Below are 16,514 nucleotides of genomic sequence, written 5' to 3'. Positions count from 1 at the left end.
TGTAGTAGATGAAATCAATACCATATATAGAAGATATGATTGAATGGAGAGAATCTTTCTCTTTTTCTGTACCAATAAATATTCGGTTTTCCGAAACGGATATGTTTGGTCATGTAAATAATGTTTCACCATTTATATATTTTGAAGAAGCTCGGATTGAATTTTTAAAGTCGGTAGGTTTATTCGATAATCCAAACGGCGAGAATGGAATCCCGGTAGCTGCTGACTTACAATGTGATTATCATCATCAGATGTTTTTTAATGATAAGTTAGAGCTTTATGTCAAAGTAAATCACATAGGTAATACTTCTATTGATGTTCATTACATGGGGATTAATCAGGATGATAAACTGTGCCTAACAGGTCGTGGAAGATTGGTTTATGTTAATCCGAAAACAGGGAAACCAGTCCCGCTAAGCGATCAAATGAAAGAAAATATAATACATGTCTAATGAACAAAAACCGACTACCATAAATAGATAGTCGGTTTTTTTTAGAGCTTTAATTCGCCCATACGAATAAGCTCTAGCACAGCTTGCGATCGCCCTTTGACTCCTAACTTTTGCATAGCATTTGATATGTGATTTCGGACAGTTTTTTCAGATATAAACAATTCTTGGGCAATTTCCTTAGTTGTTTTGTCTTGTACGAGTAACTCGAAGACTTCTTTTTCCCTTTTTGTTAATAATTGCTTTGGTTTGTAGTCGTTGTCCTTCAAATGTTAACCCCTCCTTGCTGACATAAAGCTGTATAACGAAGGGAAATTATTTAGTCAATATAGCTTATGAATCCTAATATAATCAGTGCACACAATTTAATCCATATTGGATAAATGGTTGCACTATTTTTTCAAAATTTATGTACACAATAAACTCAGGCGGTATAATATAAGTATATGTATTTATATTATGTTAAAATATAGGTAGATTGACGAACTATTATTGGAGGTAACGCACTTGGAAAATAGCGTAACAACGACAGCAATTGCTGATGCTGAAAAAAGACTTCGTTATATAGCTGGAGCAATTAAACAAAATGGACGAAAAATTTTAACTAATTACCCTATTACTTCACCACAGTTTATAGCCTTACAATGGCTGTTAGAAGAAGGCGATTTAACTATTGGTGAGTTATCAAATAAGAATGGTCTTGCATTTAGTACTACAACTGATTTAGTTGATCGCATGGAGAAGAATGAATTAGTTGAACGAGTACGTGATCTGAACGATCGGCGAGTTGTGCGAATACATGTATTAGAAAAAGGAAATACAATCATTCATGAAGTGATTAAGAAAAGACAAGAATACCTGGGAGAAGTGTTAACAAACTTTTCGGACGAAGAAACGGAAACCTTAAATAAATTATTATCATTTTTGCATGAACAAATGAAATGTGTTAATGAAAAATAACAACTTAGAAGAGGCGATTATCGTTGGATCAAGCAATCGGTGTCATTGATTCAGGTGTAGGTGGTCTAACCGTTGCACATGAATTAATGCGACAATTACCTAAAGAAAATCTACTTTATGTTGGGGATACATTAAGATGCCCATATGGACCTAGATCTGAAAAAGAAGTGAAAAAATTCACATGGGAAATGGTGGATTTTTTGCTGGACAAGAAGATTAAAATGTTAGTAGTAGCATGTAATACAGCTACTGCATTCACATTAACCGAATTACAGGAGCAATTAAACATTCCTGTAATTGGTGTTATAAATCCAGGTGCGCGTGCAGCTATAAACGCTACACAAAATAAGCATATTGGTGTTATTGGTACGGATGGAACGATTCGAAGTAAAGCATATCCAGAGGCGTTATTAAACATACATTCTGGGATTCATATAAATGCATTAGCTTGTCCGTTATTTGTGCCGATGGTAGAAAAAGGTATTCTGCAGGGAGATACTACATTCCAGATTGTTTCTGAAACATTGGATCCAATGAAAAGAAATAATCATATCGATACATTGATACTTGGGTGTACACATTATCCATTAATAAAAGATACCATCCAACAGGTTATTGGCAAACATGTTTCTATCATCTCATCAAGTGAAGAAACTGCGCGTGAGACAAGTACAATTTTAGAATATCATGAAATACTGTATAAAGGTGATCGGATTCCATACCATCAATTCTATACTACTGGTGAACTAGCTACATTTAAAAAGATTACACAACGCATTTTCCAGGGCCCAGAAAACAAGGCACAAACAGTCGTTATTGAGCGTGCCACCATTAATTAATAGATTCTGTATACACAGGGTCTTTTTTTTATTTCAAATTATTTTATATAAATATTTGTACAGGTTTGGTCTAATTTTACGATGGACTCGTATATATAGTAGTACAAACCATCGTAGGAGGGAATAACATGCGAGTGCGCGGTATATTAGTATTGACAGGTATAATGAGTATTTCCGTAATATTAACTGGGTGTTTTCAAGGGGAGCAATCATTGGATAAAGTGGATCCACCGCAGGATGCTACAGAAGTAAATAGTACAGAAAATGCAGACTCTGAAGTAACAAAAGAGGATGCAAAAAAAGAGGGTACAGAAGGAGAGGTTACAAAAGAAACAGTTGAAACACAGTTATTTTTGCTTGATTCAAATGGGATGGTAGTCCCTCATACAGTTGAACTACCAGCAACAAAAGAGGTTGCTACACAAGCACTAGAATATTTAGTTAAAGGTGGTCCTATAACACAGCTTTTACCAAATGGGTTTCAGGCAGTATTACCAGCAGGTACTGAAATTCTCGGATTAGATTTACAAGAGAACGGTACCATGATTGTAGATGTTTCCAACAACTTTAAGGAATATAAAGCAGAAGAGGAGCTGGAAGTATTACAAGCAATGACATATACCTTAACTCAATTTGAAAGTGTGGATAAGGTTAAGCTTTGGATTAACGGATATCCTGTAAATTCAATGCCGGTAAATGGTACGCCGGTATCTGAGGGTTATTCAAGAGCTAACGGTATAAACATGATTCAAACGGATACAATAGATTATTTAGAGAGCGAGCCAGTTACACTGTATTATCCAACCGAACACAAAGATACAAACTATTTTGTTCCAGTAACGCAGTATATTGAGATGAACGAATCAAATGAATATGAATCAATTGTAAGTGCCTTGATAGAAGGGCCACAATACAATGCAAACGTTATGACAGTATTTAACCCATCAGTTTCATTAATGGAAGAACCACAATTAAATGATGGTGTGCTTAAGCTAGTATTCAATAGTGATATCTTAATGGATAAAGATAAGGCCACAATCGCCAATAATGTTGTAGAAACTTTAGTTAGAACATTAACAGAGAGTGATGAAGTTAAAGCTGTAGATGTTAATGTTATGCAGGTAGAACAGATATTCAATGAAAGCGGAAAAGAATATACGGAACCAGTTACAAAGAAAATGATTATGCCTGCTGAAAAGTTATAATTAAGTAAAGATGTAGAGATTTATGCAAGCAAAAAAAGGCTGTTTGGCAGCCTTTTTTTGCTTGTAATGAGAATAGGGTCTAGAATAATTTTTGGGATTTGGAGGATAGTATATGCATGTTTCTTTGTAAAAAATATGTTACGATTGATTTTGGAATTGAGGAGGCGGTTTTTTTGAGAAATGATAATAGGGAATTAGATAGTCTACGCGATATAAATATGACTGTGGATTTTATTAAACACCCTGAGGGATCTGTATTGATTCATGTTGGGGATACGAAAGTGATTTGTAATGCAAGTATAGAGGATAAGGTGCCTCCATTTCTACGTGGACAAGGAAAAGGATGGATAACAGCTGAATATTCAATGTTACCTAGAGCCACGGATAGACGAAATATTCGGGAGTCATCGAAAGGAAAAGTAAGTGGCAGGACAATGGAAATTCAACGATTGATTGGACGCGCTTTACGTTCTGTTGTTGATTTAGATAAAATAGGTGAACGAACTGTTTGGGTCGATTGTGATGTTATCCAGGCTGATGGAGGTACTCGTACCGCATCAATTACAGGTGCTTTCGTCGCAGTTGTGCTTGCATTTGGTAAGTTGCTAGAAGCAAAATCAATTAGCAAAATGCCAGTAACAGATTTTCTAGCAGCAACATCTGTAGGAGTTTTAAATAATGGAAGTGAAATCCTTGATTTGAATTATGAAGAGGATTCGCAAGCACAGGTCGATATGAACATTGTAATGACAGGTGCAATGGAATTTGTAGAGATTCAAGGAACCGGAGAAGAAGCTACATTTTCGTATGATCAGCTACAAAACATGTTGAAACTTGCAACAAAAGGGCTTCAGGAAATTATAGAGGAACAAAAAAATGTACTAGGCGAACTTGCCGACAGAGTTGGCGAAACAAAGACTGTACACTCATCAGGTAAAAAGTAAATGAAAGAGATAATCATAGCTACTAAAAACAAAGGCAAAGCAAAAGAGTTTATTGATTTCTTTGCAGCATATGGAATTAAGGCGTTATCATTATTGGATCTATCCGAAGAAATTCCCGATATTGAAGAAACTGGAACAACATTTGAAGAAAATGCAGCACTTAAAGCAGAACAAATTTCGGCACTATTGCATGTACCAGTTCTTGCTGACGATTCGGGACTTGAGATTGATGCTTTAAATGGCGAACCAGGAATATATTCAGCAAGATATGCTGGAGAAACAAAAGATGACCAGGCAAATATGGATATGGCTCTAACTAAGCTTAGTGGGGTACCTTTAGAAAAACGGACAGCGCGATTTGTTTGTGTTCTTGCGGTAGCAACTCCGGAAGAAAAAACAATTTTACACAGGGGTACCTGTGAAGGATCGATAGCAACAGAACCAAAGGGTGAACATGGATTTGGTTATGATCCTATTTTCATTCCACGAAACGCTGAAAAAACAATGGCAGAGTTAACCCCTGTTGAAAAAAGTAAAATCAGTCATCGAAAAAACGCAATCATGCAATTGGATGATTGGATAAAAACCTTGTAGAATCTGAGAGGTGAATAATCGTGACAAAGGTGTTATTCGTAAGTGATAGTCACGGACTAACAAATGAACTTACACAAATAAAAAATCAAGTAAATGTTGACCATATGATCCATTGTGGTGATTCAGAATTAGAACTTGATGCGGAACAATTAGATGGGTTTGTGAAAGTTAGAGGAAATTGTGATTATGATAATCGATTACCAAATGAACAAACCATTGAAATTGGAGATCTAAACTTCTTTGTTACACACGGCCATTTACATCGAGTGAAATCGGAATTAACAACATTGTCCTATCGTGCAGAGGAATTGAATGCACGGGTTATTGGATTTGGCCATACACATGTTGCTGGGGCTGAAAAAGTGGGGAATCAGCTTTTTATCAATCCCGGAAGTATTCGATTACCTAGAAGGATACAAGTAAAAACATATGCCATAATGGAGTGGGACGAGCTTGATAAAATATCTATTTCCTTTTATACATTAGATGGCGAAGTTGTTGAGGAGCTAACCTATCATACCTCATTGTCATAGTTTCGTAAGCTTGTTAATCGGTGATTAATAAGCTTACCTATGATACTTTTTCACAGTAAAGTATTGACAAAAAATGTATTAGTGCATATAATTGTTCTTGTCCGTTAAATTAAAGTCTTATTCTTTGCGGGTGTAGTTTAGTGGTAAAACCTCAGCCTTCCAAGCTGATGATGAGGGTTCGATTCCCTTCACCCGCTCCATATATATTAATGATTTTGTCCCAGTAGCTCAGTTGGATAGAGCAACAGCCTTCTAAGCTGTGGGTCGCAGGTTCGAATCCTGCCTGGGACATCAAAATGTAAAACGTCAATCCTTTATAAATTAAGGGGTTGACGTTTTTTTAATTCTGATAACTAAAGCTTGGCCTGGGGTTGTAATAAATCAATAGATTGACATTTATCCTACAATGTTATATTATTATCTCGAAATAGAGATAATTTAATTCAAAATAAATTAAGTGATCTATATACAAATAATAAAGAAATACATCTATTGAGGTTTAACTTGGAAAGGGGAATTAGTTATGAAACATATTTTTCAACAAGGAAACGATCCATCAAAACCAACATTACTGTTACTTCACGGAACTGGGGGTACAGAACAAGACCTTTTACCTCTAGCAGAAAAAATTGACTCAGACGCAAACATATTAAGTGTAAGAGGAAATGTTCTTGAAAACGGGATGCCACGATTCTTCCGCAGATTGGCTGAAGGTGTATTTGATGAAGATGATTTAATTTTCCGCACGAAAGAATTAAATGAGTTTCTTGACGAAGCGGCCGAGAAATATGAATTTAATCGAAATAATATCTTTGCGATTGGTTATTCAAATGGTGCAAATATTGCAGCCAGCTTACTCTTCCATTTCCAGGATGCTTTAATAGGAGCAATTCTACATCACCCGATGGTTCCAAGAAGAGGAATTGATTTACCAAATCTATCAGGTAAAAATGTATTTATCGCAGCTGGTACTAACGATCCAATTTGTCCAGCAAAGGAATCTGAAGAGCTATTTTCTACACTGGATAATTCAGGCGCTAATGTTGAACTTCATTGGGAAAACAGGGGACACCAATTATCGTATGGTGAAGTAGAAGCAGCTGGAAAATGGTATATAAATCTTTAAGTAGAAAAATGTAAAACGTCAAACCTTCAAAAGAGTATGTTTGACGTTTGTTTTAGTTTTAATTTATATGTTCCTGGTCTTAATGACTTTTTGTTATTCTTCTGAGGATATTTGCTGCTCATCATTCGATAGAAGAGCTGCTTTCTTTGTATTATTAATGTCATTAATCTCCGCAGTAAGCTGATCTAATTTATCTTCCAAAGCATTAATAACAATCAACTTGGAATCCAGTTTTTCCTCATAGTCCAACGATTGCCCCACTAACTCTTTAATCTGATGGTCTAATTGAAAAAGTGTTTCAGAATCTATACTAGATGTACCTGTTGAAGGGGATGAGTCTATATTTGTTTGGATATCATTTTTTTGGCTCAAGCCTTCTTCTAATAGTGTAATATCGTTTTTGTACTTTTCATTTTGCTTTTTCATATTCAAAATGTCATCTTGGAGCTTTTCTATCGTTTTATTTTTATGTTCGATTTCTTTCATTAAATGCTGGCTTTCTATATTAGAACGGGTATTTTGGTTAATGGATTTATCAAGGTCCTCAATTTTAGAGTTTACTTGTTTATATGATTCTTGAAAGAAACCAGTAAGCATATTTTCAATTTGGTCTATGTTCGGTATATTTTTTTGATTCTGCTTATGAAGGATAGAAAACTGTTTCTGGCAGTTATATTTTACGGAATCGATTTCGTCTTTCAATACTTTAATTACTTCGGTTAAGTGCTTATTCATCTGTTGTAAATCAGCTTGCGTCTTCTGCAGGTTATCAATTGAAGTAACATATGTTTTCCTCTGTATTTCATGCAAATGTACACGTTCTTTGTATTCGCTAGTCTGTTTTTTAATTTCTTTATTCATGTTATTCAACTGGTGCGATAGTTCCTCTTTTTCGTTCATTAGTTGAAAGTTTTGTTCTTCAAGATTTTCTATCAGATAGATGTTCTGATATTTATTAACTTTATCTTTATATTTAGCTAGTTCTGCCTTAAAATAGATAATCTTTTGTTGAAGCTGAATAGGATCATTGTTTTTGATGTTTCGACTTTTCAAGATAATGCCTCCCATCACGGTGTTCCTAAAACATAGGCTGAATTATATTTATTTATATGTCAGGAACAATGAAAGGTTAATTCTGGATATTCAATATCTAACTTGCTTTAATAAAAAGGCTGTTTTCCCAAAGGTTGTTGATTTATAAGAGAATAGATATAAACTGCGACATAACTGCTGGTTTATTTCCAAAGACACGTGCTATTGCTGCCGTCCAGGATCGCTCCGGGCGGATGCTTTCCGCGGGCACGGCCTTAGCCTCCTCGAGAAAATCACTCTGCGGGGTCTTCGGACACGTGCTGTTCCCGCAGGAGTCACCGCCCTCCACTCACCTGGACTGGGTCATATCTTACAACTAATGAATGCTGTTATTGGCAAAAATTATACCAGCAGTCCGTATACACGTAGACTGATATGAACGAAACTGTCAAGTCACCCCACACACTTATTTAAATATAGTTTTTTGGACAACCTTAATTTAAGAGTCTTTTTTAGGCTCCTTTTTTGAGTTATATTCTATAAGCTGCCATTTGCTACAATAATTCCTTTCTTTTAGCTTGCTAATAATAAGCCAAGAATAATGATTTACCCCTTTCTTATTTTATAAAGGAGATAAATACACGGCACGAAGGCAAAAGTCTCTACTCCGATGAGCATACTGATATCCGTGGGTTCTCACATTTTATCTCTCCGTCTAAGGATCTTACACGAACTCCTGCCGTGCGTTCACCAATTTATGGCTAGCACAAGTCTACGTCGTGCGTTCTCCCTTACGGTTTTCACCTTTGCCTCCGAGCCCTATACTCATTCCCTTTTCAAATGAATGTTCATCCTTTTTTAGCTTATTGGAGTTTAATTTGTTTTAGCTTCACAATTAGATTCGTGGGAAATTGCCCAAATGAATCCTGCCAGTTCTCTTGCTACTGCCGTAATTGCTTTCCCACTCTCTTTTCCACGTCCTAATAGACAAAAATATTTTTTGTGCAAGCGGTTTTGAGCCTTCCATGAAATTCCTAAGATATTCGACGGCTGTCCCTTTTGTCGTTTCTTCAGCTTTCCTTTGACTGCGGGTTTATATCTATAGCCCCACGCGGCCTCTATCAACAATCTTCGAACATGTTGATTCCCTGTTTTGGTTATGCTACCTAATCTACGTAATTCACCGCTGGAACTTTCACTTGGTACCAGTCCAGTGTATGCCATAAATTGTTTTGGTGTCTGAAATCGCTTGAATGATCCAATTTCCGCAACCAAACTAGTTGCTGTAATAATTGCTACTCCTCGTAATGTCATAAGGGTTTGGATCATTGGTGCGTGGACACCTTCTTTGGCTTGGTCTTCAATTTCCTCTTCCAATACTTTTAATCGTTGCTGAAATTCTTTTAGTTGCTGCAAATATTCTTGGAATGCCACCCGGGATGCAGACCGTTCAAATGTCATTTTATCCAGCCAATCCCAATATTTCACTGTCCATTTTTTGGTTCCTTTAGGCGGTTTGATTTCATTTCTTAGAAGAAATTTTGTTAGTCTATGTTTAGCTCTTAATTCATCTTCCTTTACATCCTCGCGTGCTCGAACCAAATCACGTAGTGCCTCATCATCTTCTGTTGGTACATAGATAGGTGTTAATTCCCCAGCACGATAAAGTTTTGCGAGATTAATGGCATCACGTTTATCAGTCTTTACACGTTCGCCAGGTTTCTTTGGTATTAACGATGGTGCAATTACTTCACATTCAATATCCATACTGTTAAGAAGTCGATAGAGTCCGTATCCAGTTGGTCCGGCTTCATAACAAACTTGAAGCTGTTTCGGCTCTCCTAGTTTTTTCATTATCTTTCTAATTGCTTCTACCGTATAGTCAATCATACCAACATATCTCGGTTTAGAACGTCCCTCATCTGCAACCGCTACTGCAATCTTTTCTTTTGATACGTCTAAACCGACGTATTTTGTGGTATTATTCATATTACTAGCTCCTTTCGTATTATAGCTCTGATTTGGTTTGTACTACTCTATACCCAAATTAACCTACGTTATTACGACAAGGGGCTAGTTTCGTTCATGATAACTCCTGCGGGAGGACAGGCATCGGTGAGACTACGCAGTGCGTCAGCACAAGGAGGCTCACCAGCCGCTCGCGGGAAAGCGAAGTGTATACGGGCTGCGGCTGCCTAAGTAACTTGTTTCCATTATCAGTAATACAGACCTAATATAGTTAGAAGTTACGTCGTATTTTATATCAACTATGAAGATGAAAAGCAACAAAGCGTACGAAAAGAGCCAATAAAAAAGAACTGCTTAAGGCAGCTCCATCTGAATCAATAACTAAAGTTTTTCTTTTAATAGTGCAAGAACCTCTTCAAATTCTTGTGTACGATTACTAATCAATTCATCTAACTCCCCCATAGACTCATCTGTAACCGGATCATCATTACTGTTTGCTGCTTCCGGTTTATTGACCTGACTTTTTTCACCATCCGAATTCATTAGCAAATATAAGATCAACATGTTTAAAGTTGAACTATCAAGGAATACAAAACTGCTATTACTTTCTTTTTTGTTACTTTTTAATGCTTCAATCTGATCATTGATACTGTGTCGAATTAATTGTTTCAGGAGCAATTCACGTTCATGATTTTCGTTCTTCATCATTCATTTCACCCCGTTCACGAATAGTTCCACTCACACTAAATTGATTAATGGCAGCTTTCCCATCTTTAAATTCATCACAATATACAAATCCCGTAATGCTACCAAAATAGGATTTTTGAGGGGGCCATTTCACTTGAAAGTTTGAAAATGATATTTTTTGAGAAGGCTCAATTGTTTTTATACCAACAGGCTTTAGCCAATATTCTTCTTTTTCATCCCGATCGTTAATGCGTTCCCATGCATCGGGTGAATTCATTAATTGGTTTGGTTTATTATATAAGTATTTTCCGGAAAAAGTAAAAAGATCCTTTGGAGAAAGTTTAATACAAATGTAAGGATTGGTTAATGGTTGGTTCCCTATGTTAAGAATATGAAATGATCCAATACTTAGGTTATCTACTTTTTTATCATCGGAGAGGTTTAAAGAATATGTAAAATAACAGAGAACATTGAAATCCTGGCTCTTTTCATAATGATTTAAGTTTTCTTTAATTTCAGCTATATAGGTGATAGTTTTTTCGTTCAGATAATTGACCTTCTGTCTGTATTCATGAAAACTGTTTTTTTTCACCCATTATCACTCCTTGCATATAATAAAGAGAGGAGGACTCCTCTCTTTATCCTATGCTAACTGCTTATCCGACATTCCCGTTGTCATCATCGCCATTACTCGGGAAAAGTACTGGGCATTGTGGTGGGATTGTTGGAGCAGGGCAAGGACCAACAGGTAGTAAGTCTCTAGGCTGACAGAATTCAGCTACAAGTTCTAATGTTACAGGAAATGTTGATTGAATGCTTTGACACAAAATTAGTGATACGCTAAGGCCTGTTAGAGAAATTGAACCATCGGCAGGAACAACACAGTTGAAGCTAGTGACAAAACAAGAATTAGTTGTGTACTCAACTTCGATAGCAGTACCCTCAGGTGCACATAGAGTAACCTGTTCAAGTCTTGTGAAAGTTTGTACTTCTGACGTTACAGGAGTACCGTCAAGAAGTGTTACAGTTATGGTTACATCAAAAGTTTTGCTTATTGTAACTTGCTGAAGTGTTACTTCTGCACCGTCAATAATAAAAGGTAAATCTGTTCGCTCACCTATTTCTGTTGCTGTTGCACCAGTAACATCACAAGTAACTGTTGCAATATCTTCACAGACAGTCCCCGCGGGAACAGTAACAGTAACATCAGCTAGAGCAACATTAAAATCCGCATCGTTAATAATCCAATCATAAACCTTCTCTGTGTTTATACATAGAAGCTCTTGACCACCAGTAAAATCGGTTGCTTTCATTATAAAACACCTCCAAATTAATATATTTTTTCTTACATTCGTAGCATATGATTAAAAAAAATAAGAGTATAGTTAACGAGCGGAATTAGAGGGAAATTTATTAAATTGCACATTTGTCACTTATTGAAATTATCATTAATAGTATAATAAATGTATTACAAAAGGGTGAAGAATGATGGGTGATTCTAAGTTATACTCCGCTCAGGAAATTGAAAAGTTGAAACAGAAAATTAATATATATAAAGAAACCTTAAGCACATTGAAAACGGGAAATTCAGTAGACGATTATTTACTCATGAAGAACGAATTTTATGATTTTAAAAAGCAAGTCACAAATTTAGAAGGGGTAATGGAAATAATGGAAGAAAAACAAAATATGCAAATAGAGGAGTATGAGCAACAAGTTAATAAAATTTCAGCTCAAATTGATTCTCTTAACCAAACTGTCGAGGAGTTGAATCAAGATGTTTCAGCCTTAATGAATAGGTTAAGCAATAGTGATATTAATGAACTTATAGAAAGAATAAATATTATGATTGATTTACAAGACTCCTTATCCATGGCGAATGAAAATGCCGAAAGTAAGATCAGACAAACTGACCAAAAATCAATTTCTCCTGTTCAAAACCTAAACCCTACACCATCATACAAACAACTACAAAAATTTATAAATAATTCAGAGATTGTCCATGAAACTTCAAATGATGTAACAACCACAGATAATAGTATTCAAAAAAACGGCCAAAAGGAACAGCAGCAAAACAGTAAGAAAAGTTTTCCATCAAATGGTATTAATCCTGAACAATTAACTAATAACCTCAACAAAAATATTAATGCAAAATCGACAAATAATATAAATAAAAAGGCAATGAATCAAGCGGTTCCGAAAGCAAACAAAGACTCCGCTAATTCTGCAGTGCCAAATAATATCCAATCTAATAAAGATCAAACATTAACTAGTTCTTCTAATAAAGTGGATATGGAAGCTTCAAACGAGAAGAAAAAAGATGCTGTTGATATTCCTAATGAAAATAAAGAAAATGAAAAGACTGATATTTTATCATTCTTTAACTTTTTCCGAAAGAAAGATTAGTATGGGTATTAACGAAGTAATAATTCCTCATTTTGTTTTGAAAGGTGTGGTTGAGCATGCACAATCACATCTTCCTCATGAAGCGTGTGGTCTTTTATCCGGTACTAACAATAAAGTGAGTTCTTTTTGGAGATTAGAAAACGAATTACAATCCGAAAGACGCTTCTTTGTTAAAAAGAAGGTAATGGAAAAGACTCTACAGAAAATTAAGGAACTGGAAGAGAGTGTTATAGTCGCTTATCATTCACACCCAACTACTGCACCGATACCTTCTCGTTATGATATTTTTAGTCACCCTGATTATGAAATAATAATGATGATTGTCTCCTTTAAATCTGAACCTAAAATAAAATGCTATCACATAATGAAATCAACTTATGAAGAATGCCCTTTTCTCATAGAAACATAGTATTAGCCCTACCTTTAATCGTTTATTGGATTATACTATATCATAGTAAAGGAGATGATAAATTTGAAAGTACAAAGGATAAATGTTAAACCTACTACAACATCCAATAAACCTACCGTTATAAACTCTTCTTCTTCCACTGGAGGGAAAAAAGTAGTTAAAAAAGGTGATTGCGGTTGTGGTGGAAAATAGATCTTTTTCACACTTAGAAAGGAATAAAATTCACTCATCTCGCAAATGGGGAGTATCTGGTTTGCGTGAACTATATATTATTGCACTTAACCTATCTTTATATTTTCGGGCATTTAAACCTAGATGTAACAAGTAAACCAATCACTAATTTAGTGATTGGTTTACTTAATAAAATTTGTAAACTGATTTTAAATACATTGGAAGGGATTACAGACTAGAGGGAAGATACATAATAACTTTTCCCAGAAGTTGATGTATTGCAAACGATTTAGTAGTAAAGTTTACGAATGAAAATGTATGTATTATTGGCTGTTATTTTCATAGCATTTCTTGCATCCCACTTCATGTTCTGTATAAATAACACTCCTAAGGAAAATTAGGAGTGTTATTTTAATCCTCATCTTTATCTATACAAACTTTAATAACTACTTTTTCAACATGCTGTAACGCTACTTTATCTTCAGTATTTTTATCAGAAGAAAAACTTCCCTCAGTTCCCGAAACTTCACAAATAATGTCCAAGGAACTAATTATGAAACGGTCGCTAGCCTTTATGTCTTCCCTATCAATCAGGCAGGTGAATGGTATGTTATCAATAATTACATGATTCGGGATTATCTCTCCTTCAACTAGCGCCTGGTACTCGATCTGCTTTCTTAAAAAGCCAGAAATAACAACTACTTCGTCACATATTTTTACTATTTCGGCAGATAGTGTTTTGGTTACAACTGTACTATCAACTTTGGCAGGTGGCGCCAATTGACAAGAATGTTCTAATATAAAACGGCAGCATAGAGGTTTAGGAGGAGCTGGCGGTCCTGGGGGGCCGGGTGGTCCTGCTGGTCCATGCTTGCCTGGAGGTCCATGTTTACCCTTGTCTCCTTTCGGCCCCTTAGGTCCTGTTGCCCCTTGTTGCCCGGGAGGGCCTTGTTTACCTGTGTCCCCTTTTGGTCCCTTAGGTCCTGTTGGTCCTTGTTGCCCGGGAGGGCCTTGTTCACCTGTGTCTCCCTTTGGTCCCCGAGGACCTGCTGGCCCTCTTCGCCCGGGAGGTCCTGAAGGTCCCTCAGGTCCTTTTTTGCCTCTCTTTCCAGGTGGGCCAACACAACTGCAATTTTCGCGACCACATTGCTGGCACATTACTTCACCCCACATTCAAGTTTTTATATACTATGTAGTTAATGCACCCGGTGTAAGCCTTTTCTTTAGAAATCCGCTCATGCCTCATTTTGGGAAATTAGGATAGTTATCCAACACAAATAACACTTTATATTAATATGTTATGGATAAGAGGCATTTCGGGTGAGAGGAGTGAACACACTTGTTATATGAAAAAGGCGAGAAAAACGAGGATAAACATTCTAACAATCATGAGAAAAAGGGATGTGACTGCAAAAGCTGTATTTGTAAAGTTTTATCCGATATTTTGGATCAACAGAGGGAAGATAAAAGGAGATGTAGCAACTCTTGTTCGTTACAAAACTTGAATGAGTCGGCTTTTAAAGACACAATTCCTTTCATTTTACAAACTCCTTATGGTCATCCATATTTCACCTGGGGGAATATTGGAACGAATGATTGCTTCGTTACAGTTTTCTTTAGAGTAATAAAGGTAGATTGTGAAAAGAATTGTGCTGTATTACAACTGTTAAAGCCAAATATATCTATTATTGACTCAGACACGAATTGTGTGGAAACTGCAAAAATTTGCGATGTTGATTTTGTGACAAGAACGAAAGAATGCGTTCTGGTTGATTTAAGTTGCTACTCGGCAGTTAAATGTATATCTCCTGACTTTGTTAAAAAGCATACGTAGAATTAAACCCATTAATGAAGTAACTTCTGAAAGGCTCTGTAATTATATAAAGCAACAGTAATGAGTATAATCTTTTGATTGAATAATGGTCATGCCATTGTTATATTATAAAGAACCCATATTCAGTTTTTATTATTCTAAGTTAAATTGTTATTCAAGACTGAAAGAGGAACCTGTGCAATACGAGACAGGTTCCTTTTTCGATCTAAATCCCAACGTTTATTTTCTAAGTATTCGGGAATGTATATTTAATATATGTTTTGTATTAGAATAAGGATGAGGAGGTGAATTTTTAGTGGAAAATGAAAATGTCATTCTGTTTCCAAAATGGAAAAAGACATTAGAAGAAGATAGTTTACTTGCATTGAAAGAAAAAAGGTATGAGGAAGCTCTACATAAACTGGATCAATTACTTGATTATCAAGTAGACAATCATGAAATAGTGATTGGTAAACTAATCTGCCTAATGGAGTTAGATAGATATGAAGATGCACAACTATTAAGTGAAAAGTTATTAGAGAATAAGAATGAAAACTATTACCACTATGTACATATTTATTTAACCATTTTATTTCAGACGAATCAGTATAAAAGGTTAATGGAGCAAGTTGAATATGAATTGGATGCAGCGACTGTTCCTCAAGCAATGAAAGAACAATTTCAACAATTATATAATATGAGTAAAAAAATGAATGTTGAGATTAGAGATGAAAAAAATACGGAATACATAAATGAATTGTTAGAAGCCGTGAAAGAACAGAATCATCTAAAGCAATGGAGAACTGTTGAAAATTTGCGTAAAATAAATGCACTACCTTCAATTAAAGTAACAGAAAAACTTTTAACAGAAAGCCTTGTGCATCCAGTAACAAAAACGGCTATTTTTATGTGGCTACAAGATAGTGATTATAATGAAAACATTCGTATACATAAGTTAGACATGCAAGTTGAAGTTACTCCGAGTGGGGTCTCCGATATACATTCATTGGGTATCTACAAACAAATTTTATTATTAATCAATAAAATTGAATTGAAAAACCCAACGTTGTACCAATTAATGGAAACACTTTTATATCGTTATATTTACGTTAGGTATCCAATCATACCTTCAAGTGAACATGTTGAGCAAATAGCTGAAGCTCTCACAGGCATAGGTGAAACGTACTTAGATATTCATCATTTAGAGGATGATACGCCTGATTCAGAAGTTTTGCGGTATCAGGAAGAAATTAAATTGTGCGAAACACTATATTTAAGCATTATTGAAGAGTAATAGGTAGAAGCTACAAATGGTTGAAAGACATGGTAATTATGTTATAATGATATGGTTGTAAATTTGGTAATTCTATTTAGATAT

The 16,514-nt window shown here is 35.5% G+C and carries 21 protein-coding genes and 2 tRNA genes; 15 read left to right on the top strand and 8 right to left on the bottom strand.

All coding sequences use genetic code 11. The features are described 5' to 3' along the window. Positions 1 to 8: 8 nt before the first annotated feature. Positions 9 to 452 carry an acyl-CoA thioesterase gene (locus LG329_RS03460; RefSeq protein ID WP_404453382.1) on the top strand — a complete coding sequence of 148 codons (444 nt, stop codon included), beginning with the start codon at positions 9 to 11 and terminating at the stop codon, positions 450 to 452. 41 nt (positions 453 to 493) lie between these two features. On the opposite strand, the gene LG329_RS03455 is transcribed toward LG329_RS03460, so the two are convergent. Then, on the bottom strand, positions 494 to 718 hold the full coding sequence (locus LG329_RS03455; protein WP_089531918.1) for a response regulator transcription factor: 225 nt from the start codon (positions 716 to 718) through the stop codon (positions 494 to 496). A gap of 238 nt (positions 719 to 956) precedes the next feature. Between LG329_RS03455 and LG329_RS03450 the strand changes: the two genes are divergently transcribed. The 9 genes from LG329_RS03450 to LG329_RS03410 all read left to right on the top strand — a co-directional run bounded on the left by LG329_RS03450 (position 957) and on the right by LG329_RS03410 (position 6,650). Beyond that, positions 957 to 1,409 (top strand): MarR family winged helix-turn-helix transcriptional regulator, encoded by a 453-nt coding sequence (locus tag LG329_RS03450; protein WP_404453377.1) that lies wholly within the window; start codon positions 957 to 959, stop codon positions 1,407 to 1,409. 23 nt (positions 1,410 to 1,432) lie between these two features. Then, positions 1,433 to 2,248, top strand: a complete 816-nt coding sequence (gene racE / locus LG329_RS03445) for a glutamate racemase (RefSeq protein WP_404453374.1) — start codon at positions 1,433 to 1,435, stop codon at positions 2,246 to 2,248. Positions 2,249 to 2,376: 128 nt separating this feature from the next. After that, on the top strand, positions 2,377 to 3,453 hold the full coding sequence (locus tag LG329_RS03440) for a GerMN domain-containing protein (RefSeq protein ID WP_404453370.1): 1,077 nt from the start codon (positions 2,377 to 2,379) through the stop codon (positions 3,451 to 3,453). 173 nt (positions 3,454 to 3,626) lie between these two features. Continuing rightward, positions 3,627 to 4,397 (top strand): ribonuclease PH, encoded by a 771-nt coding sequence (gene rph / locus LG329_RS03435; protein WP_404453367.1) that lies wholly within the window; start codon positions 3,627 to 3,629, stop codon positions 4,395 to 4,397. Continuing rightward, positions 4,398 to 4,991 carry an XTP/dITP diphosphatase gene (locus LG329_RS03430; RefSeq protein ID WP_404453364.1) on the top strand — a complete coding sequence of 198 codons (594 nt, stop codon included), beginning with the start codon at positions 4,398 to 4,400 and terminating at the stop codon, positions 4,989 to 4,991. A gap of 20 nt (positions 4,992 to 5,011) precedes the next feature. Continuing rightward, positions 5,012 to 5,524 carry a metallophosphoesterase gene (locus tag LG329_RS03425; protein WP_404453361.1) on the top strand — a complete coding sequence of 171 codons (513 nt, stop codon included), beginning with the start codon at positions 5,012 to 5,014 and terminating at the stop codon, positions 5,522 to 5,524. Positions 5,525 to 5,650: 126 nt separating this feature from the next. Continuing rightward, a tRNA-Gly gene (locus tag LG329_RS03420) sits at positions 5,651 to 5,724 on the top strand. A gap of 17 nt (positions 5,725 to 5,741) precedes the next feature. After that, a tRNA-Arg gene (locus LG329_RS03415) sits at positions 5,742 to 5,815 on the top strand. Positions 5,816 to 6,047: 232 nt separating this feature from the next. Further along, positions 6,048 to 6,650 (top strand): alpha/beta hydrolase, encoded by a 603-nt coding sequence (locus LG329_RS03410; protein ID WP_404453358.1) that lies wholly within the window; start codon positions 6,048 to 6,050, stop codon positions 6,648 to 6,650. Between the two features lie 93 nt (positions 6,651 to 6,743). Here the strand turns inward: LG329_RS03410 and LG329_RS03405 are convergent, their stop codons facing one another. The 5 genes from LG329_RS03405 to LG329_RS03385 form a co-directional block, all read right to left on the bottom strand. Continuing rightward, positions 6,744 to 7,703, bottom strand: coding sequence for a hypothetical protein (locus LG329_RS03405; RefSeq protein WP_404453356.1), 960 nt, complete (start codon positions 7,701 to 7,703; stop codon positions 6,744 to 6,746). An 852-nt stretch (positions 7,704 to 8,555) separates the two neighbouring features. Further along, positions 8,556 to 9,671 (bottom strand): IS110 family transposase, encoded by a 1,116-nt coding sequence (locus LG329_RS03400; RefSeq protein WP_404450976.1) that lies wholly within the window; start codon positions 9,669 to 9,671, stop codon positions 8,556 to 8,558. Between the two features lie 360 nt (positions 9,672 to 10,031). Beyond that, positions 10,032 to 10,358, bottom strand: coding sequence for a hypothetical protein (locus tag LG329_RS03395; RefSeq protein ID WP_404453353.1), 327 nt, complete (start codon positions 10,356 to 10,358; stop codon positions 10,032 to 10,034). Further along, the gene (locus LG329_RS03390) at positions 10,336 to 10,929 is read right to left on the bottom strand and encodes a hypothetical protein (protein ID WP_404453350.1); all 594 of its coding nucleotides are present in this window, start codon (positions 10,927 to 10,929) and stop codon (positions 10,336 to 10,338) included. Before LG329_RS03390 ends, LG329_RS03395 begins: the two co-directional genes overlap by 23 nt. A 64-nt stretch (positions 10,930 to 10,993) precedes the next feature. After that, positions 10,994 to 11,650 (bottom strand): hypothetical protein, encoded by a 657-nt coding sequence (locus LG329_RS03385; protein WP_404453348.1) that lies wholly within the window; start codon positions 11,648 to 11,650, stop codon positions 10,994 to 10,996. A gap of 175 nt (positions 11,651 to 11,825) precedes the next feature. Here LG329_RS03385 and LG329_RS03380 point away from each other — a divergent pair, with 175 nt between their 5' ends. The 3 genes from LG329_RS03380 (at position 11,826) to LG329_RS03370 (ending at position 13,344) form a co-directional block, all read left to right on the top strand. After that, entirely contained in the window at positions 11,826 to 12,743 is a 918-nt protein-coding gene (locus LG329_RS03380) for a hypothetical protein (RefSeq protein WP_404453345.1), read from the top strand. Position 12,744: 1 nt separating this feature from the next. Beyond that, the gene (locus LG329_RS03375) at positions 12,745 to 13,152 is read left to right on the top strand and encodes a Mov34/MPN/PAD-1 family protein (RefSeq protein WP_404453342.1); all 408 of its coding nucleotides are present in this window, start codon (positions 12,745 to 12,747) and stop codon (positions 13,150 to 13,152) included. 63 nt (positions 13,153 to 13,215) lie between these two features. Further along, positions 13,216 to 13,344 carry a hypothetical protein gene (locus LG329_RS03370; protein WP_404453339.1) on the top strand — a complete coding sequence of 43 codons (129 nt, stop codon included), beginning with the start codon at positions 13,216 to 13,218 and terminating at the stop codon, positions 13,342 to 13,344. 390 nt (positions 13,345 to 13,734) lie between these two features. Here LG329_RS03370 and LG329_RS03365 read toward each other — a convergent pair whose 3' ends face one another. Continuing rightward, complete coding sequence (locus LG329_RS03365) at positions 13,735 to 14,103, bottom strand: hypothetical protein (protein ID WP_404453337.1); 369 nt, start codon at positions 14,101 to 14,103, stop codon at positions 13,735 to 13,737. A gap of 14 nt (positions 14,104 to 14,117) precedes the next feature. Next, positions 14,118 to 14,468 (bottom strand): hypothetical protein, encoded by a 351-nt coding sequence (locus tag LG329_RS03360; RefSeq protein WP_404453335.1) that lies wholly within the window; start codon positions 14,466 to 14,468, stop codon positions 14,118 to 14,120. 194 nt (positions 14,469 to 14,662) lie between these two features. Here LG329_RS03360 and LG329_RS03355 point away from each other — a divergent pair, with 194 nt between their 5' ends. Then, positions 14,663 to 15,157 (top strand): CotY/CotZ family spore coat protein, encoded by a 495-nt coding sequence (locus tag LG329_RS03355; protein WP_404453332.1) that lies wholly within the window; start codon positions 14,663 to 14,665, stop codon positions 15,155 to 15,157. Positions 15,158 to 15,452: 295 nt separating this feature from the next. Further along, entirely contained in the window at positions 15,453 to 16,430 is a 978-nt protein-coding gene (locus LG329_RS03350; RefSeq protein ID WP_404453329.1) for a DUF3196 family protein, read from the top strand. Positions 16,431 to 16,514 lie beyond the last annotated feature (84 nt).

Source organism: Virgibacillus necropolis (genome assembly GCF_044793635.1).
Lineage (GTDB): Bacteria > Bacillota > Bacilli > Bacillales > Amphibacillaceae > Virgibacillus_F > Virgibacillus_F necropolis_A.
Note: the sequence above shows the minus strand (reverse complement) of the source record. Positions and strands in the feature narration are given on the sequence as shown.

Coding starts and splice junctions, on each gene's coding strand:
- LG329_RS03385 (WP_404453348.1), bottom strand. CDS start 11,650: ATGAAAGCAACCGATTTTACTGGTGGTCAAGAGCTTCTATGTATAAAC.
- LG329_RS03395 (WP_404453353.1), bottom strand. CDS start 10,358: ATGATGAAGAACGAAAATCATGAACGTGAATTGCTCCTGAAACAATTA.
- LG329_RS03460 (WP_404453382.1), top strand. CDS start 9: ATGAAATCAATACCATATATAGAAGATATGATTGAATGGAGAGAATCT.
- LG329_RS03410 (WP_404453358.1), top strand. CDS start 6,048: ATGAAACATATTTTTCAACAAGGAAACGATCCATCAAAACCAACATTA.
- LG329_RS03380 (WP_404453345.1), top strand. CDS start 11,826: ATGGGTGATTCTAAGTTATACTCCGCTCAGGAAATTGAAAAGTTGAAA.
- LG329_RS03440 (WP_404453370.1), top strand. CDS start 2,377: ATGCGAGTGCGCGGTATATTAGTATTGACAGGTATAATGAGTATTTCC.
- LG329_RS03375 (WP_404453342.1), top strand. CDS start 12,745: ATGGGTATTAACGAAGTAATAATTCCTCATTTTGTTTTGAAAGGTGTG.
- LG329_RS03400 (WP_404450976.1), bottom strand. CDS start 9,671: ATGAATAATACCACAAAATACGTCGGTTTAGACGTATCAAAAGAAAAG.
- LG329_RS03430 (WP_404453364.1), top strand. CDS start 4,398: ATGAAAGAGATAATCATAGCTACTAAAAACAAAGGCAAAGCAAAAGAG.